Here is a 23201-nt window from a genome sequence, read left to right on the forward strand (position 1 = left end):
TATTATGAAACTGGGTATTCATCCTCAATATCGAACAGTGATTTTCCATGACACTAGTGCAGATGCTTATTTTAAAGTGGGTTCGACCATCCAAACGGAAAAAACAATAGAGTATGAAGGGCAAACATATCCTTATGTAACACTAGATGTTTCCTCTCAATCACACCCATTTTATACCGGTAAACAAAAGACGCATTCTCAAGAGGGTAATGTGGCACGCTTTAATAAACGTTTTGGTCAATTTATTAAGTAAGGAAGAAAAAATGCAGGTATTAAGTTCGTTGAAAAGCGCTAAACAACGCCATCCAGATTGCAAAGTGGTGCGTCGCCGTGGTCGTCTTTATGTAATTTGTAAGTCAAATCCACGTTTTAAAGCCGTTCAGGGGTAAGATTATGCAAAAACCAGTCCTTTCTTGTGTTTTAATTATGGGGCTATTGGGTAGTGCAATGTCAGTTTTAGCACATGGGCACCATCATGAAAAAGTACAAACACAAGCTCAACGAGATGCCGCTAATGGAATTTTTGAAGGTAAGGATGTTCTTGATCGCCAACTCAGTGATTGGGATGGTGTATGGCAATCTGTAGAGCCTTATCTTCTCAGCGGTGAATTAGATGAGGTGTTGCAAAAGAAAGCGGAAACAAAAAAAGATAAAACGGTTGAAGAGTACCGAGCTTACTATACACAAGGCTATAAAACTGATGTGGATATGATTGGTATTGAAAACAATATCATTGAGTTCCACCGTGGAGAGAAAGTCGATAGCTGTGAATATCACTATGATGGTTATCGTATTCTACATTATGAGTCGGGTAAAAAAGGGGTACGTTATCTTTTCCGCTGTGATGATGCCAAAAGCCAAGCGCCCAAATTTATTCAATTTAGCGACCACATTATTGCACCAGAGAAAGCAGGGCACTTCCATTTATATATGGGCAATACATCGCAAGATGAATTACTTAAAGAATTAAGTAATTGGCCAACATATTACCCTTATTCGATGAAAGCAGATGATATTGTTCACGAAATGCTTTATCACTGATTTAAGTGGAATAAATAGAAAATAAAGTAATAAAAATCTTTAGCAAAGGAGTGCTAGATTTTTTTTAATTAATTATTTGATATAAAAAGAACAATAAAAGAATTCATGTGAAAGCCATTTGATTAGTAACTATACTTATGTTTATTTGGTGATAAAATAAATTATATCAAATTAAGTTTCTTCATTTTTATTATCTAATATATGTAATTAATTATTGATTAATTTTTTTAAAAGGAATTTTTATGGCATATCCTATTTATCTAACTTTAAAAGGAAAAGTCCAAGGGTTAATTTCTGTAGGTTGTTCATCTCTTGATTCGATAGGAAACCGTTACCAACTTAATCATGAGGATGAAATTCAAGTTATTAGTTTAAATAATAGTTCTGTTCGTGCACAAAATGCATCTTATCAACCAGTTATATTTACTAAGCCTATAGATAAATCATCACCATTACTTTCAACAGCTTTAGATAATAACGAAGTCTTAGAAGCAATATTCACTTTTTATAGAACAAGCCAACATGGGCAACTTGAAAAATATTATGAAATTAAATTGACTGAAGTTTCTCTAATTGAGGTTTCTGATATTTTTCCTGATTCAATAAATGATAATGAATCAATGCCATATCAACGTATTCAAATGAAATACACCTCAATATCCAGGGTTCATTTGGTTGCTAATACATCAAGTTATAGTATTAACAGTGATATGATTTAATAAGCTTTAGTTCATTATCAAAAGATATGTGCTATTTACACATATCTTTTGATATAACATATTGCACTTGGTGCAAAAATTGATTGTTTATAACAAATATAATACCCCTTAGAGACTAAATCATATCTGACATAAAATGAAAAAAAGAAACTGAAAATAATACCTGCTATTGCCATAATTGCGAGGTAACCAGCTATTTTATTATTCATTTTTTGTGTTTTTTTCTTATATGCACAAAGAAAACCATAATAGGAAAAATAAAAAGTTAAAGGAACTCCAAAGCAGAGTAATCCAGTTTGAAACGAGAATATTATTTTGTCTTTCATTAAGAAGTAATCTATGTAATAAATTATTGAGTAATAAAATCCAAAAATTGATAGAAGTAAGATACAGATAGAAGATAGTATTAAATTAACCAGTTTTATCTCTATTTTTTTTATTTTATCCACGGCTAAGTATTCCCCATTGTGTGAAAAATTGATCAGGGTGATAAGGTGTTTCAGGTTTATTTTCTCGATAAGATTTTAGATTTTTAATTATGGTTTCACTGATCTTAAATTCATCATCTAATTTATATAGGGCAACTGCTATCACTAACCCCACAACAAATACACCTAAAACAACGACTATAACACTTGTTCCTGCCGTTAATGCTGCTGTTACGATACTACCAGTTAGTAATATAGTATTAACAGTGATATGATTTAATAAGCTTTAGTTCATTATCAAAAGATATGTGCTATTTACACATATCTTTTGATATAACATATTCACTTGGTGCAAAAATTGATTGTTTATAACAAATATAATACCCCTTAGAGACTAAATCATATCTGACATAAAATGAAAAAAAGAAACTGAAAATAATACCTGCTATTGCCATAATTGCGAGGTAACCAGCTATTTTATTATTCATTTTTTGTGTTTTTTTCTTATATGCACAAATAAAAATCAAATAAGAAAAATATATTAATAGGGGAGAACCAAAACACAATAATGCTGTCTGGAAAGAGAATAATATACGTTCTTTCATTGAAAAATATTCAATGTAATATGATATTGAAAAATAAAAACAAAAAATAGATAATAAAAAAACAAATAAAGAAGTTAAAAATAATTTCAGTGGGCTTATTTTATCCACGGCTAAGTCTTCCCCATTGTGTGAAAAATTGATCAGGGTGATAAGGTGTTTCAGGTTTCTTTTCCCGATAAGATTTTAGATTTTTAATTATGGTTTCACTGATCTTAAATTCATCATCTAACTTATAGAGAAAATATGAAATTGCAAGACCCAGTAAAAATATTCCTACAGATACAACAATGATACTTCCTCCTGAAATTATCCCTAATGTTGTTATAACACCGACTATAGTTGCACTTACTTGTGTTGCAATAGCCAATTTTGCCATATCCATAGTGATATTTACGAAAAAATTAGTGAGATCATATTCATCTCTAAATATGAGTTCTACAATTCTATAAGCTGCTGAAAATACAATTGCAAAACGTACACCTCCTGCTGAAACGGAATTCATTCCTTGGGTTCCTACTCCCATATATATAATACGAGGATTATTTGCTAGGTAACGAGTTGCATTTAAATAAGCTCTAACGCCTGCATGACCTGAAATTCTTATATAAACATTTCCATTTTTACCTACATACTCAGTCGCTGTGATATTGATATTTCTAAACTCATTAACAATTCTTTCGACTCTATATGATTCATAGATATTTCCAGAATATGATGAAGCGATATCACCAATACTAAATAAAGTATCTTTCGATGATTTGTAAGGTGTTGGGGTGGATAAGTTTTTTAGAACATAATCAGCTTCTTCAAGGGTGATCAGTGCCGCAACATTTTCATCATCTTCGGTATCATTAAGGATCCGCTCAATTCTTTTCTTATTGTTGTATTGTTCTTCTCTGTCCCAATCAATAACGGTGGTATCGTATATATAGCCCATATAAAAAGATCCTTTTTTTATAAATTTAAATTAGATTAATAAAATTTATGATTTTATGCAATTAAAAATATCTGCTGTTAGATTAATTAATTAAAAGTTAGCTTAACAACAAGTGTGCTTTTATTTTTTATTATGTAAAATTCTATTTTTATTGTTTTTATTATTTCTTTTAAGTGGATAGTATCCTTCACTATAAAAGAAGTTATTTTTATATTTCTTATATAAGTAATAAATAAACTGAGAATATATAAATCTAATTTTATATCTTTATGTTAAAAATATAATTTTTAATATTTTTTGATAATAGGAGAAAATAGTAAGGGAAAAAGCAGTAGCATCCATGCTGACTTACTTTTATAAGTTGGGTTAAAGGTTATTTATAATCCTTGGCAGAGATATTTCATCTCCATATAATCTTCAATACCGTGTTCAGAGCCCTCACGACCTAAACCTGATTGTTTAATACCACCAAATGGTGCAACTTCATTGGAAATTAAACCTGTATTAATCCCCACCATGCCATATTCTAAATTTTCAGCAACACGCCAAATACGCTGTGGATTTTCACTATAAAAATAAGCCGCTAAACCATAAATGGTGTTATTGGCTAAATGCACCACTTCATCTTCATTTTCAAAGATAACTAAAGGTGCTACAGGGCCAAAGATCTCTTCTTCAAGGATATGGCTATCGGCAGGCACATTACCCACAACAGTAGGCTGGAAAAAGTTTTCACCTGCTTTATCACTTTCTCCACCACAAAGCAGTGTTGCACCGCGTTTTAATGTATCAGCAAGCAATGATTGTGATTTTTCAACAGCTTTACGGTTAATGAGAGGCCCAATAGTGACACCTTCTTCAAAGCCATTCCCTACTTTGAGCTTTTGAACAGCAGCAACAAAGCGTTCGCTAAATTGTTGATAAACATCTTTATGAATATAAAAACGGTTAGCGCAAACACAGGTTTGTCCTGCATTACGGAATTTTGCCCCCATAGCACCTTCGACCGCTTTATCAATATCGGCATCGTTAAACACGATAAATGGTGCGTTACCGCCTAATTCTAAAGAGACTTTTTTTACGCTATCTGAACACTGGCGCATTAATAAACGTCCAACACCCGTAGAGCCTGTAAAACTTAACTTGCGAACACGGTTATCGGAGGTAAAGACTTCGCCAATTTTAATGGCATCACCAGTGACAATATTAATAACACCAGCGGGAATACCGGCTTGAGCCGCTAATTCTGCTAAGGCCAATGCGGTATAAGGTGTTTCATTGGCCGGTTTAATCACCATCGTACAACCTGCCGCTAATGCAGGAGCTGCTTTACGGGTGATCATAGCAGCCGGGAAGTTCCAAGGTGTAATAGCAGCACAGACACCAATACCTTGTTTGATCACCATCAAGCGTTTATCAGCGGAAGGGGAGGGAATAATTTCACCGTTGGTTCTCTTACCTTGCTCTGCGAACCATTCAATAAAAGAAGCTGCATAAGTAATTTCACCTTCAGCTTCAGCAACGGGTTTACCTTGCTCAAATGTCATTAATTCAGCAAGTTTTCTTTTATTTTCAGTGATTAATTTAAACCAATTTTGCAATAATGCTCCGCGCTGATGTGCTGTGAGTGCGCGCCATTTTGGTAAGGCTTTTTGTGCAGCATCAACAGCCATTATTGCTTCTTGTGTTGCCATATTGGGTACAGTACCCAGTAAAGTACCTGTGGCAGGATCGATAACATCAACAGTTTCGTTGTTTTTAGCATTACACCAAAGACCATCAATATAGCCTTGTTCGCGGAAATAGGGATTTGTCGTTATCTTCACTTAATACCTCTCTGAACACATTATATATTGATATTTATAAAGCTAGGCAGTTCTGTGCCTGTTTATAAGTATATGCCTGCGTTACGATGTTGTGAAAATAAGTATGAAAAATCACACTAAAAAGTGCTAAAAACAGGATAAATAGAGTCAATTGTTTAGGTTTTTAATGAATAATTCCCATAACACAAGACAGAAGGTTTACGCTGTACCTTACCACTGTTATTCTTGGGTTTAACTTTCATAAAAAACAGGTATTTTTCATGTCAAAACCATCATTTGATTCTATCGAATCACAGGCAAGTTACGGTATTGGTCTGCAAGTCGGTCAACAACTGACTGAATCAGGTCTTCAAGGATTAGAGCCCGCAGCACTGTTAGCTGGCTTGACCGATGCATTAGAAGGTAATGCGCCTTCTGTACCTGTTGAAACATTACACAATGCCTTACGTACTATGCATGAGCGTGCTGAAGCTGTTCGCCAAGAACGCCAAGCTGAGCTTGCTGATGCGGGTAAAATTTTCTTAGAAGAAAATGTGAAAAATGAAGGCGTTCAAGTTACAGAATCAGGTTTACAGTATAAAGTACTGACAGCGGGTGAAGGTGCTATCCCTGCACGTACTGATCATGTTCGTGTTCACTACACGGGGCGTTTAATTGATGGCACTGTATTTGACAGTTCTGTTCAACGCGGTCAGCCAGCAGAATTCCCTGTAAATGGTGTTATCGCAGGTTGGATTGAAGCATTAACATTAATGCCAGTAGGCTCTAAATGGGAATTATATATCCCTTATCAATTAGCTTATGGCGAACGCGGAGCTGGTGCGGCTATTCCTCCATTCGCAACATTAGTATTTGAAGTAGAATTATTAGAAATTTTATAATTTCTTATTCTGCGGTAAATCAGAGTAAAAAATAGCCGGTTTTGCCGGCTATTGTTGTCTCTATACTAAAATAAAGAGATAGTAGGGTAATTGATTTTTATAAGAGAAGTGATCATGCTTATAGAAATAAGAGAGGTGCATTATGTTAGAACAAGTCAGCAAATTAGCTCGCCAAGCCGGTATGGCGATAATGCAGATTTATCAGCAATCCGAGCCGATCCAAGTGCAGGAAAAAAGTGATAATTCACCTGTTACAGAAGCAGATTTAGCCGCTCATCAAATTATCAAACAAGGACTTGCTTCTATTGCTCCTGATATACCTCAATTATCTGAAGAAGATCCACCTGAATGGGAAGTTCGCCGCCATTGGGATCGTTATTGGCTAATTGACCCATTAGATGGTACTAAAGAATTTATCAGTAAGAATGGTGAGTTTACGGTAAATATAGCCTTAATCGAAAAGGGTATTCCGATTTTAGGGGTCGTTTATGCACCAGTGCAAAATGTGTTATATGCGGCTGCCAATAAAAAAGCGTGGAAAGAGGAGTGTGGCCAGCGATTACCTATTCATGCAAGTCGGGCAGAACCCCCTGTGATAGTGATCAGCCGTTCTCATCAAGATGATGAATTAAAAGAATATTTATCACAGCTAGGTGAACATCAAACGGTTGCCGTCGGCTCATCTCTAAAATTTTGTCTTGTTGCAGAAGGTAAAGCCCAGCTTTATCCTCGTTTTGGACCCACGCATACGTGGGATACGGCGGCAGGTCATGCCATAGCGATTGCTGCTGGCGCACATGTCACAGATTGGAAAGGGATAACGTTAGATTATTCTCCTAAAGAATCGCTGATAAACCCAGGATTTAGAGTTTCTATATTTTAGTATGTAGAGAGGCGGTCGGAGCCTTTTGTTTAATAAAGGCTCCGATATCTCACATCATTCTTTAATTAAATCATTGATAAGATTGATAGCTGTGGTTATCTCAGCACCACTTAATACGCCTTCTTTCACAAAACGTACTTTGCCTTGTTTATCAAGTACAACAATCGCTGAATTCTCTTTTTCTAATCCCCAGCCTTTTAATGTTGCGCCATCGGCATCAACAATAAATTGTGACCAAGGAAACTCTTTTTTACTGTCTTCAACACTGCCACGTACAAAGGGGCCTGTCCCAAATACTGCATCATCTGTATTAATAATTGTCGTTGTTTGATAGCTCGCTTGCGGGAATTTGGCCAATTTAACCGCTTCAATAAACGGTGCATTCATCTCCTTAGCCTTACTACGTCCCGCTATATGCTGAACTGTACGTACTTTTCCACTAAGCAGACCACTGTTCCAATTTTGGTAGCTAAACTTATCTTTAGTTGTGTCATAAAGCAGTTCACCTTTGTCATTGATGGTGACTGCTGGGAGTACGGTATTCTCAGTGATGTTATGAGCAAATACCCATGTTGATGTGCTAAGTAAAAGTGCAGCTAAGGTGAGTTTGTGCATAGCCATTGTCCTATTATTGAGATGACGTTAGATTCTATTTAAGCATAGAAGCTAGTGAAGAATAATACCGCATTCTTGATACATTTATTTAACATTCAGAGGGTAAGATATTGCTTACGTTATCTTGATTTATATTCTTTACTGTCAATAAATGTAAAAATAGATAAGAAATTTAAATAAGTTGAACCTAGTACTTATAATTAGGTCTTTAAATTTGATATATAAAGATAAGTTTTTATGACTTATTAAACTCAACAACGAGCATGGGAGACTAACTGAAAGATGAAAATCTTCAATCGCTATAACCCTGAAAAAATTGCTCTCTACGTTAAGACGTTATTTCGTGGACGGTTTTACATCAAAGGAATGGGTGCATTTGAATTTGATTACGGCAAAATTTTACTGCCTAAAATAAAAGATAAGCTACATTTTAATGTTATGAGTGAAGTAAACCAGCAGGTTATTTTACTTAAAGCTGAAATGGGTTAACTTTTATCTGATAGATAACTGAGTCTTTCTCTTTGAGTTTTCAGATAAGACTCAGTTATTAATTTCATTTAGTTACTAATCAGCAATTTTATTTTCATCTTTTTTGATTTCTACTTCCGTTGTTGTTGTCTGTGTAACAGGAACATGCTCCTGTAAGACGGGTTTAACGGGAGGAATATCATCAATTTTTGTCACAAGTAATTGATCAATTTTATAATTATCAATATCGACAACTTCAAACTTATACCCTGAGAACTTCACATAATCTGTGCGTTTTGGGATCTTGCGTAAGCGAAACATCATAAAACCAGCAATAGTTTCGTAATTACTTGAATCAGGGAAATCATCAATATCAAGTGCGCGCATCACATCATCAATTGGTGTACCACCTTCAACTAACCATGAATGCTCATCACGACTGACAATTTGCTCTTCTTGTCCTGGCCCAATTAAATCGCCCATCAATGTTGTCATCACGTCATTTAACGTAATAACACCCATTACCATGGCGTATTCATTGAGGATAATGGCAAAATCTTCACCTGATGTTTTAAAACTTTCTAACATATCTGAAAGTGTTAATGTATCAGGAATAATGAGCGCTTTACGGATATGAACACCTTCATTGAGATTTAGGCTTTGTCCATTAATAACGCGATTAAGAAGCTCTTTAGAATCCACATAACCAATAATATGGTCGATATCACCTTCACAAACTAAAAATTTAGAGTGAGGCTGGGTGGCAATTTTTTCTTTAATGTCGTTTTCAGTTTCTTCGCGATCAAAATAAACCACATCTTCCCGAGGCGTCATTGCAGAAGGCACGGTGCGTGATTCTAATTCAAAGACATTTTCAATGAGTTCATGTTCTTGTTTACGTAAAACCCCTGCAACAGCTCCGGCTTCCACTATGGCGAAAATATCATCAGAAGTAATATCTTCATTTCTGACCATCGGAATTTTAAACAGCTTGAAGATGAGATCAGCCATGCCATTAAATAACCATACTAAAGGGCGGAAAAAAGCAAGGCAGAAACGCATTGGATTCACAATTCTTAATGCGATAGCTTCAGGCTTAATCATACCAATACGTTTTGGGGTTAAGTCAGCCAGTAAAATAAACATTGATGTGACAATAATAAAAGAGCAGATAGATCCAAGCTGTTGAGCTAGAGGCTCTTCAAAAAATTGTAGATAGAAACTTTTTAGTGAAGGGGAGAATGCAGACTCACCAACGATACCCGCCAAAATGGCAACTGCATTTAATCCAATTTGAACGACAGTAAAAAACATGCCTGGCATTTCTTGCATTTTTAAGACGCGGGCAGCGTTAATATTACCTTCATCAACGAGTTGTTTGAGTTTAATTCGACGAGAGGCGGCAAGAGAAATTTCAGACAGCGAAAAAAAGGCGCTGATAGCACAAAGCAAAAGCACAATGAGTAAACTATTAAGCATATAAGGCTCACATCACCCCAAGTATTTAATCCAAAGGGCAATACTAGAGTGTTAAAAATAGAAGATAAATCAATATATTGTGATGGATTTATTCACAAAGATAGATAAGAGGGCGCAATTATATCATCGCCCTGCTATTTTCTGCTAGTATTACTTTTCAGGTGGAAAACAGACACCTATCCCGCCTAATCCACAATAGCCTTGTGGGTTTTTGTGTAAATATTGCTGGTGGTAATCTTCAGCAAAATAAAAAGGGCCTGTTGGCTGTATTTCTGTCGTAATTTCCGTTGTTGCGCCTTGAGCATTCATTGCTTGTTGATAACGCTTTTTTGACTCAATAGCTTGTTCATATTGCTCTGCGTTAACAGTATAAATGGCAGAACGATATTGGCTGCCAATATCATTACCTTGGCGCATACCTTGTGATGGATTATGATTTTCCCAAAAAAGAGCCAGAAGTTGTTGGTAGCTAATTATTGCAGGATCAAAAACAACTCTCACCACTTCACTATGGCCAGTTAAACCTTGGCAAACTTGTTGGTAGGTTGGATTTTCTGTTACACCACCGCTATAACCCGCACTTGTTGAGTAAACACCTGGTTGTTGCCAAAACAGACGTTCAACTCCCCAAAAACAACCCATGGCAAAATAAGCGATACTCATCTTTTCAGGAGTATCATTTATAGAATGCCCATTTACTGCATGATTAGCAGATATTTCTAATGGTGTCGAGGTACCCCTTAAGGCATTCTCTGGTTGGTAAGCTTTATGTTGCAAGGTAGACTCCATTTTTTATATTTGTAAATGCTTTACTATGGTAAAGGCTTAATATTGTTATAAACTAAATCTACAATAAAGCTTAAAACAGTTTGTCGTCAATTCATCACATGGATTAAATCATATTGAGGAGAAAACGTGCCGAGATACTCCGTTATCTACGTTCTCTGTCTGTCTTTTATCGCACCGGTTGCCTATGGGGCAAGTTTGCGTTTAAAAGTAGAAGGTTTAGAAGGGCAACTCGAAAAAAATGCGCGAGTCCAGCTATCAAACATTACAACAGAAGAAGTTGCACCTGACGGGCGTTTTCGTGCGCGTGTTGAAAAAGCAATTCAAGAAGGACTTCGCCCTTTAGGCTATTATCAGCCTAGTGTGACATTTTCTTATCAAGAAAATACACCGCCAACGCGCTCTGTATTAACCGCTAAAGTTGAGCCCGGTATTCCTATCTTACTTAAAGGAGTCGATATTGTTCTTGAAGGTGGTGCTAAAACCGACGAACAATATGCAAAGGTAATTAAAGAAAATACTCCTCCTCTTGATAGTGTTTTAAACCATGGTGATTATGAAAAGCTCAAAGGTTCATTAACAGGGCTTGCTATCCGTCGTGGTTACTTTGATGCAGAAATGGATAAAAGTCAGCTAGGTGTCTCGTTAGATAACCATGCATCATATTGGGATTTTGTCTTTAATAGTGGTGAACGTTATCGCTTTGGCAAAGTAAATTATACTGGTTCTCAAATTCGTGAAGACTATTTACAAAATATTGTTCCCTTTAAAGAAGGGCAATATTACGCGTCTGAAGATCTTGCTGAATTTAATCGTCGTTTAGCCGCAACAGGGTGGTTTAACTCTGCGGTTGTTACTCCTGATATTGCAAAAGCACGAGCCGAAGGTTCACATCTTTTACCAATGAGTGCGGTTGTCACTCCGCGTTCTCGTAACTACGTAGAGCTTGGTGGTGGTTATGCCACCGATGTTGGTCCTCGCCTTAATATGCAGTGGGATAAACCATGGATGAACTCGCGTGGTCATAGTCTAACCTCCAACATTAGCGTTTCTCAGCCTGAACAATCTATTGGCGCGAACTATAAAATTCCACTTAAGGTTAACCCATTGGAGCAATATTATGGTGTTCAAGGTGGTTTTAAACGTACCGATTTAAATGATACTCGTTCTGATACCACAACGTTAAATGTGTCTCGTAACTGGGATATGTCTACGGGCTGGCAATACAGTGTGAATACACGTTGGAGTCTTAGCCACTTTACCCAAGGTGAAGTTACAAATACCACCATGTTGCTTTATCCCGGTGTTACTGCCAGCCGTGTACGTCAACGTGGTGGGATGATGCCTTCTTGGGGAGACAGCCAACGTTACTCATTAGACTACTCTAATAAAATGTGGGGTTCGGATGTCGAGTTTGCAGCGTTCCAAGCGCAACAGGTTTGGATCCGTACACCATGGGAAGGGCATCGTTTTGTGGTAAGAGGTAATTTGGGCTGGATTGAAACGAATGCTTTTGAACAAGTTCCTCCAGAGCTACGTTTCTTTGCAGGGGGTGATAGGAGTGTTCGAGGCTTTAAATACCAAAGTATTTCACCAGAAGATAGTAAAGGTAATTTAACAGGGGCATCAAGGATGCTTGTTGGATCGGCAGAATATCAATATAACGTTACAGGTAATTGGTGGAGTGCTGTCTTTATTGATAGTGGCGAAGCGGTTAATGATTTTACTCGCAGTGATTTTAAAACAGGTGCCGGTGCCGGTGTGCGCTGGGCATCACCTGTTGGGCCAATTAAATTTGATTTAGCACTACCTGTGAGTGACGTTGATAAACGTAGACTCCAGTTTTATATCGGGTTAGGAGCAGAGTTATGATAAAAAAGTGGTTGAAATGGATTGCGTTAACACTCCTTATCATTATTTTGCTTACATTTGGTGCTGTAGCTTGGATCTTAGGAACACAATCAGGTTTGCATTTTGCCATTAATAGTGCTGCTCGCTGGGTTCCAGGCTTAGTTATCAAGGATGTTAATGGTGACTGGAAAGATCTGCGTTTAACGGGTGTTGAGTATCAAATGCCCGGAGTTGATGTGAACGTAGGTGAGTTATCATTAGGATTACGTTTAGCGTGCCTGACGGATAAACAAGTTTGCGTTGATACATTGGCGACACGCGATGTGGTTGTTAATGTTGATACTAGTGCTTTCCCACCCTCTGAAGAAACACCACCATCAGAACCTTTAACTGAGCTCAATGCTCCGTTACCTATCTATTTAAACTCGCTCTCATTAGAAAATACGCATGTGAAGATTGACGATATGGCAATCTCGCTGGATGAGTTTAAAACAGGTGCTCAGTGGGAAGGTCGCCTAGTTACATTAAATCCAACCGTTATTAATGATTTGCTGGTGGCGTTACCCAAAACGCCAGAAGACGGTAGTGTTGAAGCGGTTGCCCGAGATGTAAAAGAAGTCGTAACTGCAAAACCTAAAGCTGAGCCTAAAACACCAGAAGAAAAAGAACAAGCATTAGCAGACACAATTAAAACGATCTTTGCTAAGCCATTATTGGCTGAATTACCTGAAATTATTATTCCTGTGGATATCAATATTGAAGGTATTGAAGGTAAGCAATTACAAGTGAGTGGGGATACTCCAGTTACTATCAATCAATTATCTTTTGAGGCAAATATTCAAGGTAAGCAAGTTAATCTCACTAAATTACGTGTTGATGCGCCTGAAGGTGAGGTCAGTTTAAATGGGGGGATCACGCTTGATAAACAATGGCCTGTTAATTTAGATATCAACGCAACCATTCGTGATGTTGTGGGGCTTGAAGATTTTAAAGATCAAAAAGCGACACTTTCTTTACAAGGTGCGTTACTCGAAGAGCTTAAATTAGCACTTTCTTTAACTGGAACAGTAACCGCTACACTTGATGCTCAGGCTGAGTTAGCCAAGCCACATCTTCCATTAAAACTGACTTTAGAGAGTCAAAAAGTACGTTGGCCATTAACTGGTGATGCACAATATCAACTTAATGACACTCGACTACGTCTCAATGGCCAGACGGATAATTACGATCTTTCATTGCGTTCTGATATCCAAGGTCAGGAGATCCCACCGGCTAAATTAATGTTGGATGCAAAGGGTAATGAAGAAAAAATAGAGTTAACACGTCTGCGTTTAGCAGCATTACAAGGTCATGCTGATATCACAGGTGTTGCTGATTGGAGTAAAGCCATTAGTTGGAATGCATTGCTCACTATTTCAGGAATTAATACCGCAAAACAGTATCCTGATATGCCAGCCAAATTAGATGGGCGTATTGCTACAACGGGAAGCCTGTATGGTGGAAGTTGGCAATTACGTGTTCCTGAAATCACTTTAGATGGCAATATCAAAAATAATCTTATCAAGGCGAGAGGGAATGCCTATGGTAATGATTCTGGGCAATGGAATATTCCTCAATTAAATCTGATACTGGGTAAGAATAAACTCGATATCGAAGGACATCTAGGTGACAAGTGGGCATTAGATGCCAATATTAATGCGCCAGGATTAAATGGTTTAGTGCCAGGACTTGCTGGTGTTGTAAAAGGTAAGGTGAATATTCGAGGTGATATTAATGCACCGAAGATTATTGCTGATATCAACGCTCAAGGTATTAAATGGCAAGATCAAGTGAGTGTTGAATCTATTACGATTAAAGGCGATGTTCAGTCTGATAAAGAGATTGGTGGCAAACTGGCTATTACTGCACGTCAGTTAAAACAAGCTGATTTAATTATCCGTAATTTAACGTTAGATGCAGCAGGCACAGAAAAACAACATAAACTCACGTTGAAAATGGATGGTGAGCCTGTTTCTGGTGGGCTGACATTAGCTGGATCATTTGATAAAGAGAAACAACAGTGGAAAGGAACACTAAATAATACAGCTTTTGATACCCCTGTGGGTGAATGGCGTTTAAATAAAGCAATGGCGCTGAATTTGTTGGCAGAAAAGCAAGAGATCACGATTGGCTCTCATTGCTGGGTGAACCCAAATGCGCAAGTTTGTGTTCCTAAAGCGATAACAGTGGGTGAAAGTGGAACTGCTGCAATAACGCTAACACGTTTTGATTTAGCAATGATAAAGCCGTTCTTGCCACCTGAAACTTCTGTTCGAGGTGTATTTACAGGGGATGCCACTGCAACATGGAACTCAAAAGGTGGATTACCGAAAGCATCTGTCAATCTAAAAGGGCAAGGTGTTGCGGTAAAACAGAATATTGAAGGAACGATTTTACCTATTGATTTCGATGCTATTACCTTAAATGCAGGTATGAATAATGGTAAAGCAACATTGCAATGGCTGATTAGCATTGCAGGTAATGGTGACTTTAAAGGTAATGTACATGTTGCCGATCTTGAGAAAAAGCGCCAACTATCAGGTACGGTTGATATTGATAATTTGACATTAGATTTAATTAAACCGTTCTTAGGTAAAGGTGAAATTGCTCAAGGGAATATTGGCGCTCAATTACGTTTAGGAGGAAGTGCTCAATCGCCACTGTTATTTGGTCAATTCGGGATTAATCAATTAAAAGTGGTTGGGCATTGGATCCCATTTGATATTACGAAAGGTAATGTTGATGTTCGATTCAATGGAGCAACATCGGACTTAGGCGGCAGAATTGAAACGCCAGAAGGTTATTTGAATCTTACTGGGAATGCCGATTGGCGTAAGTTAGATGAATGGCGGGCAGTGGTCGCCGCTAATGGTAATAAGCTACGAGTGTCATTGCCTCCAATGGTGCGTATTGATGTTAATCCTGATCTCGTCTTTGAGGCTGGCCCTCATTTACTGAAATTAGATGGTCGTATTGATATCCCTTGGGCTCGTATTGTGGTTCAAGAATTACCAGAATCAGCGGTATCGGCATCTTCTGATGAAGTGATGCTAGATAAAAACTTGCAACCTATAGCACCAAAAGAGACATCGATTCCAATTCAAAGTAATTTAGCGATTAATATTGGTGATGATGTGACGCTGGACGCATTTGGACTTAGCGCCCGATTGACGGGAACACTTAAAGTCAATCAGAATAAACAAGGGCTAGGTTTAAATGGGCAAGTTGATATTCCAAGAGGGGCATTCAAAGCCTATGGACAAGACTTACAAGTACGTAAGGGCCAAATCTTGTTCTCGGGACCTGTTGATCAACCTTACTTAAATATCGAGGCTATTCGTAATCCAGATAATACCGCAGATAATGTCATTGCAGGGGTTCGGGTAACAGGACTTGCTGACCAGCCTAAAGTGGAAATTTTCTCTGAGCCGGCTAAAACACAACAAGAAGCATTATCTTACTTGTTAAGAGGCGAAGGTCTAGACAGTGGTGATGCTGATTCATCACAAATGACAGCAATGCTGATAGGATTAGGCGTTGGTCAGAGTGGTCAGCTTGTAGGGCGCATAGGTGAAACCTTTGGTGTTTCGGATTTAGCGCTTGATACACAAGGTGTGGGGGATAACTCACAAGTTGTGGTCAGCGGTAAGATAACGAACGATCTACAAGTGAAGTATGGAGTGGGTATATTTGATTCGCTAGCGACGTTAACCTTACGTTATCGCTTGATGCCCAGGTTGTATTTACAAGCAGTGTCTGGTATGAATCAGGCAATAGATCTGCTTTATCAATTTGAGTTTTAAATTATATGCGAATTATTGTTTATGGAAGTTTACGGCAAAACCAAGGTAACCATCACTGGATGACGTATGCGCAACTTTTAGGTGAGCATAAGTTAGTGGGGTACAAACTCTATGATTTAGGGTTTTACCCTGCGGTTATTGAAGGTGAAGGAGAGATAGAGTGCGAAGTTTATCGGATAACCCCTTCTATCTTGACAGAGCTTGATGAATTGAAAAAGAATGATCAGGATTACAAGCGACAACTGATTTCAACGCCTTATGGCAGTGCTTGGATCTACCTTTATCAAAAGCCTGTGGATGGTTTACGTGAAATAAAATGTGGTGATTGGTTAAAGCGCCACGAAGAAGAGTAACCGGTTATTACCCTTTTACTCAATATTATGCAAAAACGGCTTGATAGGAATATTGAGCCGTTTTTATTTTTATAAAAGGGGAATAATTTTAATCGAAAATAGTATTTATAATTAATCGTTGTTTAATCTAATAAAATAAATTAGTGGGTTATACATTAATGATAGTCGGTATTGCGATTACATTGATAAGCGGTAGATTACGTATAATGTGTTTGAAGAAAAGAGTAGTACCATTATAAAAAAGCTCTTCAATAAGAAGAGCTTATTCATCAGTAAATTATAAAATAATAACTTACTTAGTTAGTTATTCTGATAGCGTCAGAATTATTTTTTAGCACGTTCGAAAGAAGACAGAATTTCAGCTTTAGCGGCTTCTACGTCTTCCCAACCGTCAACTTTAACCCATTTGCCCGCTTCTAAATCTTTGTAGTGCTCAAAGAAATGTTTGATCTGTGCTTTTAACAGTTCTGGTAGATCAGTCACATCTTTAATGTGATCGTATTCTTTGCTCAGTTTAGTGTGTGGTACTGCAACCAGTTTCGCATCTTCACCTGATTCGTCAGTCATTTTCAGTACGCCAACAGGGCGGCAACGAATAACTGAACCTGGTTGTAATGGGTATGGAGTTGGAACCAGAACGTCTACTGGGTCACCATCTAAAGATAATGTGTTGTTGATGTAACCGTAGTTGCATGGGTAGAACATTGCAGTTGACATAAAACGGTCAACAAACAGTGCACCACTTTCTTTATCAACTTCGTATTTGATAGGATCAGCATTTGCTGGGATTTCAATAACAACATAAATATCTTCTGGTAGTTCTTTACCAGCAGGAACATGATTCAGGCTCATAAAAAATTTCCTATAAAAAAATTAATTTTACGTGGCCTGTAGTATAGCGAAAAGTTTTTAACAATACCCGTTTTTTGCCGAACATGTTGCGTTATGACGTAAAAATAAGCAGTAAATAAAAGGAAGTTCTATTTCCAAAGATGAAAAAACCGGACGAAAAAGAAGCCCGGTTTATCTATGTCGGAGCTAGACCAATGAATTATTCTTCGTCTGGATATTGCGCCATAAAGCTTTCAGCTTGCTCAACCATCGATTTAGTACCTACAAAGAAAGGCATACGTTGGTGAAGCTCTTTAGGTTCGATATCAAGAATACGTTCTTTACCATTACTCGCTTTACCGCCAGCTTGTTCTGCTAAAAACGCCATTGGGTTACATTCATAGAGTAAACGTAATTTACCAGTAGGGTGGCTTGCAGTGCTTGGATAGATATAAATGCCACCTTTCAGTAAGTTACGGTGAAAATCAGCGACTAAAGAACCGATATAACGAGTGGTATAAGGGCGATTAGTGGCTGCATCTTGTTCTTGGCAATACTTAATGTATTTTTTGACACCTAATGGGAATTTGATGTAGTTACCTTCATTGATAGAGTACATATTTCCTGTTGGTGGGAAATGCACACTTTCATGAGATAGGCAGAACACACCTAAAGAAGGGTCATAAGTAAAGGCGTGAACACCACAACCTGTTGTATAAACTAACATGGTTGATGAGCCATAAACGACATAGCCTGCTGCAACTTGACGATGACCAGGTTGTAAGAAGTCATCTAATGTTACAGATTGGCCAATAGGCGTAATACGGTGGTAAATAGAGAAAATTGTCCCGACGGAAACGTTTACATCAATATTCGACGAACCGTCTAAAGGATCCATTAGTACAACATACTTAGCATTCTCAGCACGATCACCTTCAAAGATTACAATATCATCTTCTTCTTCTGATCCGATACCCGCAACTTCACCACGTGCTTTTAATGCCGCTTTTAGTTTCTCATTCGCGTAAAGATCCAGTTTCATCTGGGCTTCACCTTGAACATTAGAAACACCGTTAGTACCCAGAATATCGACTAACCCTGCTTTATTAATATCACGGTGGATAATTTTAGCCCCAAGCTTAATTGCCGAAAGTAATGCAGTAAGTTCGCCAGTTGCATGGGGAAAATCTTGTTGTTTCTCGACGATAAATTCGCCTAATGTTTTCATGACGCAGGTCCTGAATGTGAGTGGGTAAAGTAAAAAAGGAGGAAAATCTCCTTGGTGGTGGCAAGTTTAGCCAAAGAATCGAATGATTCAAAGGTTAATCCGTTCCTTATCTGCTTTTTGATCGTTAGAATAGTGACCAACTTCATGCTATTGGACAGAAATTCATGCACATTCATATTCTTGGTATTTGTGGCACCTTTATGGGAAGTCTTGCCATTTTAGCTCGAGCTAAGGGACATAAAGTCACAGGCTCTGATGCTAATGTCTATCCACCAATGAGTACCTTATTAGAAAATCAGGGAATTGAACTGATTGAGGGATATGACCCTAAACAATTAGAACCTGTTCCTGACATGGTGATTATTGGTAATGCAATGACACGAGGAAATCCTTGTGTTGAAGCTGTACTTGAAAAAGGTCTGCCTTATACTTCAGGCCCTCAATGGCTACATGATTATATTTTACCTGAACGTTGGGTATTAGCGGTTGCAGGAACTCATGGTAAAACAACAACGGCAGGTATGTTAGCTTGGGTTTTAGAAGATTGTGGCTATAAGCCGGGTTTTTTGATTGGGGGTGTGCCTGGTAATTTCCAAGTTTCAGCACAATTAGGTGAAAGTCCTTTCTTTGTGATTGAAGCCGACGAGTATGATAGCGCTTTCTTCGATAAACGTTCTAAATTTGTACATTACTCACCTCGCACACTGATTTTAAATAACCTTGAATTTGATCATGCCGATATTTTTGACGATTTAGCGGCAATTCAAAAACAATTCCATCATTTAGTTCGTATTGTTCCAGGCAGCGGAAAAATCATCATGCCTGACAACGATATAAATTTAAAACAGACCATTGGAATGGGATGTTGGAGCGAACAAGAATTCACGGGTGAAACAGGCGATTGGCAAGCTAAAAAACTCACTAATGACAGTAGTCATTTTGAGGTGTTTCATAAAGGTGAGCGAGTCGGAGAAGTGTGTTGGGGGCTTTCTGGTGAACACAACATGCAAAATGGCTTAATGGCAATAGTTGCTGCACACCATGTTGGTGTTTTACCTGATGACGCTTGTGAAGCATTAGATAAGTTTGTTAATGCGCGTCGTCGCTTAGAGTTACGTGGTGAAGTTAATCAGGTCAGTGTTTATGATGATTTTGCACACCATCCTACGGCGATTTTAGCAACGCTTGAAGCGTTACGCAGTAAAGTCGGTGGAACCGCGCGTATTATTGCGGTGTTAGAGCCTCGTTCAAATACCATGAAAATGGGAATTAGCAAGGATGATATCGCCCCAGCATTAGGTCGAGCTGATGAAGTATTTTTATTCCAGCCACCGAATATTCAATGGTTAGTGAGTGATATTGCAGAGCATTGCGTACAACCCGCTCGTTGGAGTACCGATCTTGATACATTAGTGGATATGATTGCGAAAGAAGCACAAGCGGGCGATCATATTTTAATTATGAGTAATGGTGGCTTTGGTGGGATACATGAAAAGCTGCTTAAAAAATTAGCTCAGCCTAAAGGATCAGAGAATCAGTATTAATAATAAATAAAAATAAGCCACTGAATGTTTAGTGGCTTATTTTAGGACGTTAGAGTAAAGCGATTATAATTCCTGATCAAACAGGTTTAGGATTGCATCTCGCAACTCTTCTGTTGAAAATCCTGGCGCTGGTGTTGAGAAAATAGTGTCATCACCTGCAATACTGCCAAGGATCCCTTCTGCTTTGCCTAATGAATCTAATAAACGTGCAATAAGTTGTGCCGCACCTGGGCTCGTTCTTATCACCACAACCGAATGGTTATGGTCGATATCGAGTACCAAATTTTTTAATGGGCTACTTGCTGTTGGTACGCCAAGTTCAGTTGGAAGGCAATATACCATTTCCATTTTGGCGTTTCGGGTTCTTACTGCACCAAATTTTGTTAGCATACGAGAGATTTTGGATTGATTAATATTATCAAATCCGGCCTCTTGTAATGCCGTCACAATCTCGCCTTGTGAACTGAATTTTTCTTCTTTCAGCAGGGCTTTAAACGCTTTAACCAAGTCTTCTTGCTTAGAAGGAACGCGCATAGTTCACCTTTAGTGAGTTATCAATAACCTGCGTATTATGCAGAGAAGTGAATTTTTATGCAACAAAAGACGATGAAAGGTGAGAGGTAATCTACTGAAAATTGTAAAGTAGAATGTACTGCAAAAAAGTTTTATTTATCGACTTTGAATGTGATAATTTAAGGAAGTAAAATATTTGTTAAATAAATGATAAGCTTAAATGATTATCATAAGGAGATAGTGCCACTTAACATTTTACCCAATTTATTGGAATTATTTATCAAAAGAGTGCCCACTATCTCATTAACAGATAAGCAATTTGTTTAGAATAACCAAAGTATTATTTTCCACTATAAATGCCTTATTATGCAATATTGCTGTTAAATAATTGTTTTTCAAAAGGTGTATTGCGTAATAGTGAGTCTCTCTAAGGCGTTCCACTATCTCGTAACTAAGGAGTATCAGAATGAAAGTAGCAGTTCTCGGTGCAGCGGGTGGTATTGGTCAGGCACTGGCACTTCTTCTTAAAAATCAGCTTCCAGCTGGTAGTGAACTCTCTTTATATGATATCGCTCCCGTCACACCGGGCGTCGCAGCTGACTTAAGCCATATCCCAACTCAAGTGACTGTAAAAGGTTTTGCCGGCGAAGATCCATCTCCTGCATTAAAAGACGCTGATGTTGTTCTGATTTCTGCGGGTGTTGCTCGTAAACCTGGTATGGATCGTTCAGATCTTTTCAACGTTAACGCAGGCATTGTGCGCAACTTAATTGAAAAGGTAGCACAAAATTGCCCTAAAGCACTTATCGGTATCATTACTAACCCTGTAAATACGACAGTTGCTATTGCTGCTGAAGTACTTAAAAAAGCAGGTGTTTACGATAAAAAACGTCTTTTCGGTATCACCACACTTGATATCATTCGTGCTAATACTTTTGTTGCTGAATTAAAAGGCCAAGATCCTCTGAAAACCAATGTTCCTGTTATTGGTGGGCATTCTGGTGTCACCATTCTTCCTCTACTTTCTCAAGTTGCTGACGTATCATTTACAGATGATGAAATCGCAGCACTGACAAAACGTATCCAAAATGCAGGTACTGAAGTTGTAGAAGCGAAAGCTGGTGGTGGATCAGCAACATTATCAATGGGACAAGCTGCGGCTCGTTTTGGTCTTTCATTAATTCGCGCTTTAAATGGCGAGAAAAATGTTATTGAATGTACCTATACAGAAGGTGACGGAGAATATGCCCGTTTCTTTGCACAACCTATTCTTTTAGGTAAAAACGGTGTAGAGGAATATTTATCTATTGGTAAATTAAGTGATTTTGAAAAACAATCTCTTAATGGCATGTTAGACGTATTGAAAAAAGATATAATTCTTGGTGAAGAATTTATTAATAAATAAAGAAATACTTTTTTTGCTATAAAAATAATGCAAAATTAAATAAAAACCGCTGATATAGTATCAGCGGTTTTTTTTATTAATTATAATGTATGTAATTATTAGTTAATTATTAGTTTTGTCACGAATCTTTCGTTCAAGTAATTCTCCTGTTTCAGGATGAAAATAACGGCTTGGCCAAATTTCAGAAGGAGCAACACCAAGATAATCAGCAATGATTTTTTCTCCTTTAGGCCAAGGGCGTGACAGTGCATTAGCGAGTGTTGAAGAGCTTAACCCTGCTTGGCGAGAGATGGCAGCAAGTGTTGTTCCTCGTTTTCTAAGTGCGGCAATAATATCGGCAGGATGCCAATCAGATTTCCTTGAAATCATTTTTAATCCTTTTTCTATAAAATTAATTGCTGTGTTAGTGGTATAAATAACAGTTTATTAGAAATGTCCTAAAGCATTTAAACTGATTATTTAGAAAATAAAATAACATTATTTTTCTAAAAAGATTTCTGATTTTTTTCTTAATAATTTCTTTTTTGAAGTTGATAACAATTTTAGAGAAACATAATGAAAAAAGAGTGGTATACGGCAAAGGAATTGACGGGTATAGGTGGATTACCTAAATCACCACAAGGTGTAAATGCAAAAGCTAAACGTGAATTTTGGCAAAAACAAAAGATAAAGAATAAGCAAGGTAATGGTGTTGAATATCATTATTCTTGTTTACCAGATAAAACTTTAATTGCTCTGGAACTTTATGAACCATTAGCACATTACAAACTAAATAAAAAAGAGGAGCCACTCGTTATCTGGGTGAAAGCATTCCAACAACTAAATGATGGTGAACAAAAAACATTAACAGAGCTGATATTGCGGGATGGTATTAGAAGTTTTTTAGAAAAACTCGTCAATGATTAGGCGAGTTTAAAGAATCTATTATTGCGTTATCCGCAACAGATATCTATCTGACTAACCTCT

25 protein-coding genes are annotated in these 23201 nt (G+C 37.6%); 13 read left to right on the forward strand and 12 right to left on the reverse strand.

Annotated features, from left to right (window positions below; translation table 11 throughout):
• The first annotated feature begins 4 nt into the window (after positions 1–4).
• From LW139_RS01275 to LW139_RS01290, 4 genes are all read left to right on the forward strand, one after another.
• Positions 5–253, forward strand: a complete 249-nt coding sequence (locus tag LW139_RS01275; protein ID WP_023583603.1) for a type B 50S ribosomal protein L31 — start codon at positions 5–7, stop codon at positions 251–253.
• A gap of 10 nt (positions 254–263) precedes the next feature.
• Complete coding sequence (gene ykgO / locus LW139_RS01280; RefSeq protein ID WP_006535739.1) at positions 264–389, forward strand: type B 50S ribosomal protein L36; 126 nt, start codon at positions 264–266, stop codon at positions 387–389.
• Positions 390–393: 4 nt separating this feature from the next.
• Positions 394–1041, forward strand: coding sequence for a metal-binding protein ZinT (gene zinT, locus LW139_RS01285; protein WP_247850517.1), 648 nt, complete (start codon positions 394–396; stop codon positions 1039–1041).
• 242 nt (positions 1042–1283) lie between these two features.
• Positions 1284–1760 carry an Hcp family type VI secretion system effector gene (locus LW139_RS01290; RefSeq protein ID WP_109408484.1) on the forward strand — a complete coding sequence of 159 codons (477 nt, stop codon included), beginning with the start codon at positions 1284–1286 and terminating at the stop codon, positions 1758–1760.
• A gap of 35 nt (positions 1761–1795) precedes the next feature.
• Here LW139_RS01290 and LW139_RS01295 read toward each other — a convergent pair whose 3' ends face one another.
• From LW139_RS01295 to LW139_RS01315, 5 genes are all read right to left on the reverse strand, one after another.
• Positions 1796–2086 carry a DUF1240 domain-containing protein gene (locus LW139_RS01295; protein WP_247851196.1) on the reverse strand — a complete coding sequence of 97 codons (291 nt, stop codon included), beginning with the start codon at positions 2084–2086 and terminating at the stop codon, positions 1796–1798.
• 115 nt (positions 2087–2201) lie between these two features.
• Positions 2202–2363 (reverse strand): hypothetical protein, encoded by a 162-nt coding sequence (locus tag LW139_RS01300; RefSeq protein WP_208105164.1) that lies wholly within the window; start codon positions 2361–2363, stop codon positions 2202–2204.
• Between the two features lie 136 nt (positions 2364–2499).
• A complete protein-coding gene (locus tag LW139_RS01305) occupies positions 2500–2793 on the reverse strand; it encodes a DUF1240 domain-containing protein (RefSeq protein WP_166540367.1) in 294 nt (97 codons plus the stop codon).
• Positions 2794–2893: 100 nt separating this feature from the next.
• Positions 2894–3730: a hypothetical protein gene (locus LW139_RS01310; RefSeq protein ID WP_193015654.1), complete on the reverse strand. Its 837-nt coding sequence runs from the start codon at positions 3728–3730 to the stop codon at positions 2894–2896.
• 377 nt (positions 3731–4107) lie between these two features.
• The gene (locus LW139_RS01315) at positions 4108–5556 is read right to left on the reverse strand and encodes an NAD-dependent succinate-semialdehyde dehydrogenase (RefSeq protein ID WP_247850518.1); all 1449 of its coding nucleotides are present in this window, start codon (positions 5554–5556) and stop codon (positions 4108–4110) included.
• A gap of 260 nt (positions 5557–5816) precedes the next feature.
• Here LW139_RS01315 and LW139_RS01320 point away from each other — a divergent pair, with 260 nt between their 5' ends.
• Positions 5817–6437, forward strand: a complete 621-nt coding sequence (locus LW139_RS01320; RefSeq protein WP_036939421.1) for a peptidylprolyl isomerase — start codon at positions 5817–5819, stop codon at positions 6435–6437.
• Positions 6438–6579: 142 nt separating this feature from the next.
• Positions 6580–7320 (forward strand): 3'(2'),5'-bisphosphate nucleotidase CysQ, encoded by a 741-nt coding sequence (cysQ, locus tag LW139_RS01325; RefSeq protein WP_166540290.1) that lies wholly within the window; start codon positions 6580–6582, stop codon positions 7318–7320.
• Positions 7321–7374: 54 nt separating this feature from the next.
• Here cysQ and LW139_RS01330 read toward each other — a convergent pair whose 3' ends face one another.
• Positions 7375–7935: a YtfJ family protein gene (locus LW139_RS01330; RefSeq protein WP_247850519.1), complete on the reverse strand. Its 561-nt coding sequence runs from the start codon at positions 7933–7935 to the stop codon at positions 7375–7377.
• A gap of 282 nt (positions 7936–8217) precedes the next feature.
• On the opposite strand from LW139_RS01330, the gene LW139_RS01335 reads away from it, so the two are divergent.
• Positions 8218–8424, forward strand: coding sequence for a DUF1107 domain-containing protein (locus LW139_RS01335; protein ID WP_036939412.1), 207 nt, complete (start codon positions 8218–8220; stop codon positions 8422–8424).
• 75 nt (positions 8425–8499) lie between these two features.
• Here LW139_RS01335 and LW139_RS01340 read toward each other — a convergent pair whose 3' ends face one another.
• Entirely contained in the window at positions 8500–9882 is a 1383-nt protein-coding gene (locus tag LW139_RS01340; RefSeq protein WP_166540291.1) for a hemolysin family protein, read from the reverse strand.
• A 150-nt stretch (positions 9883–10032) separates the two neighbouring features.
• The gene (gene msrA, locus LW139_RS01345; RefSeq protein ID WP_166540292.1) at positions 10033–10671 is read right to left on the reverse strand and encodes a peptide-methionine (S)-S-oxide reductase MsrA; all 639 of its coding nucleotides are present in this window, start codon (positions 10669–10671) and stop codon (positions 10033–10035) included.
• Between the two features lie 126 nt (positions 10672–10797).
• Between msrA and tamA the strand changes: the two genes are divergently transcribed.
• From tamA to LW139_RS01360, 3 genes are read left to right on the forward strand one after another with little or no spacing between them, the layout of a single operon-like run.
• Positions 10798–12540, forward strand: coding sequence for an autotransporter assembly complex protein TamA (tamA, locus tag LW139_RS01350; RefSeq protein ID WP_166540293.1), 1743 nt, complete (start codon positions 10798–10800; stop codon positions 12538–12540).
• Positions 12537–16361 (forward strand): autotransporter assembly complex protein TamB, encoded by a 3825-nt coding sequence (gene tamB / locus LW139_RS01355; RefSeq protein ID WP_432652199.1) that lies wholly within the window; start codon positions 12537–12539, stop codon positions 16359–16361. Before tamA ends, tamB begins: the two co-directional genes overlap by 4 nt.
• A 5-nt stretch (positions 16362–16366) precedes the next feature.
• A complete protein-coding gene (locus LW139_RS01360) occupies positions 16367–16714 on the forward strand; it encodes a gamma-glutamylcyclotransferase family protein (RefSeq protein WP_023583593.1) in 348 nt (115 codons plus the stop codon).
• A 324-nt stretch (positions 16715–17038) separates the two neighbouring features.
• On the opposite strand, the gene ppa is transcribed toward LW139_RS01360, so the two are convergent.
• Both ppa and fbp read right to left on the reverse strand, forming a co-directional pair.
• On the reverse strand, positions 17039–17566 hold the full coding sequence (gene ppa, locus LW139_RS01365; RefSeq protein WP_166540294.1) for an inorganic diphosphatase: 528 nt from the start codon (positions 17564–17566) through the stop codon (positions 17039–17041).
• A 199-nt stretch (positions 17567–17765) separates the two neighbouring features.
• Complete coding sequence (gene fbp / locus LW139_RS01370) at positions 17766–18773, reverse strand: class 1 fructose-bisphosphatase (RefSeq protein ID WP_023583589.1); 1008 nt, start codon at positions 18771–18773, stop codon at positions 17766–17768.
• Between the two features lie 164 nt (positions 18774–18937).
• Between fbp and mpl the strand changes: the two genes are divergently transcribed.
• Positions 18938–20317 (forward strand): UDP-N-acetylmuramate:L-alanyl-gamma-D-glutamyl-meso-diaminopimelate ligase, encoded by a 1380-nt coding sequence (gene mpl, locus LW139_RS01375; protein WP_166540295.1) that lies wholly within the window; start codon positions 18938–18940, stop codon positions 20315–20317.
• A 63-nt stretch (positions 20318–20380) separates the two neighbouring features.
• Here mpl and argR read toward each other — a convergent pair whose 3' ends face one another.
• Positions 20381–20851: a transcriptional regulator ArgR gene (gene argR, locus LW139_RS01380; RefSeq protein ID WP_006535714.1), complete on the reverse strand. Its 471-nt coding sequence runs from the start codon at positions 20849–20851 to the stop codon at positions 20381–20383.
• A gap of 445 nt (positions 20852–21296) precedes the next feature.
• Between argR and mdh the strand changes: the two genes are divergently transcribed.
• Positions 21297–22235, forward strand: coding sequence for a malate dehydrogenase (mdh, locus tag LW139_RS01385; RefSeq protein WP_166540296.1), 939 nt, complete (start codon positions 21297–21299; stop codon positions 22233–22235).
• Between the two features lie 102 nt (positions 22236–22337).
• On the opposite strand, the gene LW139_RS01390 is transcribed toward mdh, so the two are convergent.
• Complete coding sequence (locus LW139_RS01390; RefSeq protein ID WP_072069577.1) at positions 22338–22604, reverse strand: helix-turn-helix domain-containing protein; 267 nt, start codon at positions 22602–22604, stop codon at positions 22338–22340.
• A 186-nt stretch (positions 22605–22790) separates the two neighbouring features.
• On the opposite strand from LW139_RS01390, the gene LW139_RS01395 reads away from it, so the two are divergent.
• The gene (locus tag LW139_RS01395; RefSeq protein WP_072069576.1) at positions 22791–23141 is read left to right on the forward strand and encodes a DNA-binding protein; all 351 of its coding nucleotides are present in this window, start codon (positions 22791–22793) and stop codon (positions 23139–23141) included.
• Positions 23142–23201: the final 60 nt, after the last annotated feature.

This window comes from Proteus vulgaris, from assembly GCF_023100685.1.
GTDB lineage: Bacteria > Pseudomonadota > Gammaproteobacteria > Enterobacterales > Enterobacteriaceae > Proteus.

What these genes read in the sequence shown, in the direction of transcription:
- LW139_RS01275 (WP_023583603.1), top strand. Translation starts at nt 5, where the DNA reads ATGAAACTGGGTATTCATCCTCAATATCGAACAGTGATTTTCCATGAC.
- ykgO (WP_006535739.1), top strand. Translation starts at nt 264, where the DNA reads ATGCAGGTATTAAGTTCGTTGAAAAGCGCTAAACAACGCCATCCAGAT.
- zinT (WP_247850517.1), top strand. Translation starts at nt 394, where the DNA reads ATGCAAAAACCAGTCCTTTCTTGTGTTTTAATTATGGGGCTATTGGGT.
- LW139_RS01290 (WP_109408484.1), top strand. Translation starts at nt 1,284, where the DNA reads ATGGCATATCCTATTTATCTAACTTTAAAAGGAAAAGTCCAAGGGTTA.
- LW139_RS01295 (WP_247851196.1), bottom strand. Translation starts at nt 2,086, where the DNA reads ATGAAAGACAAAATAATATTCTCGTTTCAAACTGGATTACTCTGCTTT.
- LW139_RS01305 (WP_166540367.1), bottom strand. Translation starts at nt 2,793, where the DNA reads ATGAAAGAACGTATATTATTCTCTTTCCAGACAGCATTATTGTGTTTT.
- LW139_RS01310 (WP_193015654.1), bottom strand. Translation starts at nt 3,730, where the DNA reads ATGGGCTATATATACGATACCACCGTTATTGATTGGGACAGAGAAGAA.
- LW139_RS01320 (WP_036939421.1), top strand. Translation starts at nt 5,817, where the DNA reads ATGTCAAAACCATCATTTGATTCTATCGAATCACAGGCAAGTTACGGT.
- cysQ (WP_166540290.1), top strand. Translation starts at nt 6,580, where the DNA reads ATGTTAGAACAAGTCAGCAAATTAGCTCGCCAAGCCGGTATGGCGATA.
- LW139_RS01330 (WP_247850519.1), bottom strand. Translation starts at nt 7,935, where the DNA reads ATGCACAAACTCACCTTAGCTGCACTTTTACTTAGCACATCAACATGG.
- LW139_RS01335 (WP_036939412.1), top strand. Translation starts at nt 8,218, where the DNA reads ATGAAAATCTTCAATCGCTATAACCCTGAAAAAATTGCTCTCTACGTT.
- LW139_RS01340 (WP_166540291.1), bottom strand. Translation starts at nt 9,882, where the DNA reads ATGCTTAATAGTTTACTCATTGTGCTTTTGCTTTGTGCTATCAGCGCC.
- msrA (WP_166540292.1), bottom strand. Translation starts at nt 10,671, where the DNA reads ATGGAGTCTACCTTGCAACATAAAGCTTACCAACCAGAGAATGCCTTA.
- tamB (WP_432652199.1), top strand. Translation starts at nt 12,537, where the DNA reads ATGATAAAAAAGTGGTTGAAATGGATTGCGTTAACACTCCTTATCATT.
- LW139_RS01360 (WP_023583593.1), top strand. Translation starts at nt 16,367, where the DNA reads ATGCGAATTATTGTTTATGGAAGTTTACGGCAAAACCAAGGTAACCAT.
- ppa (WP_166540294.1), bottom strand. Translation starts at nt 17,566, where the DNA reads ATGAGCCTGAATCATGTTCCTGCTGGTAAAGAACTACCAGAAGATATT.
- fbp (WP_023583589.1), bottom strand. Translation starts at nt 18,773, where the DNA reads ATGAAAACATTAGGCGAATTTATCGTCGAGAAACAACAAGATTTTCCC.
- mpl (WP_166540295.1), top strand. Translation starts at nt 18,938, where the DNA reads ATGCACATTCATATTCTTGGTATTTGTGGCACCTTTATGGGAAGTCTT.
- argR (WP_006535714.1), bottom strand. Translation starts at nt 20,851, where the DNA reads ATGCGCGTTCCTTCTAAGCAAGAAGACTTGGTTAAAGCGTTTAAAGCC.
- mdh (WP_166540296.1), top strand. Translation starts at nt 21,297, where the DNA reads ATGAAAGTAGCAGTTCTCGGTGCAGCGGGTGGTATTGGTCAGGCACTG.
- LW139_RS01390 (WP_072069577.1), bottom strand. Translation starts at nt 22,604, where the DNA reads ATGATTTCAAGGAAATCTGATTGGCATCCTGCCGATATTATTGCCGCA.
- LW139_RS01395 (WP_072069576.1), top strand. Translation starts at nt 22,791, where the DNA reads ATGAAAAAAGAGTGGTATACGGCAAAGGAATTGACGGGTATAGGTGGA.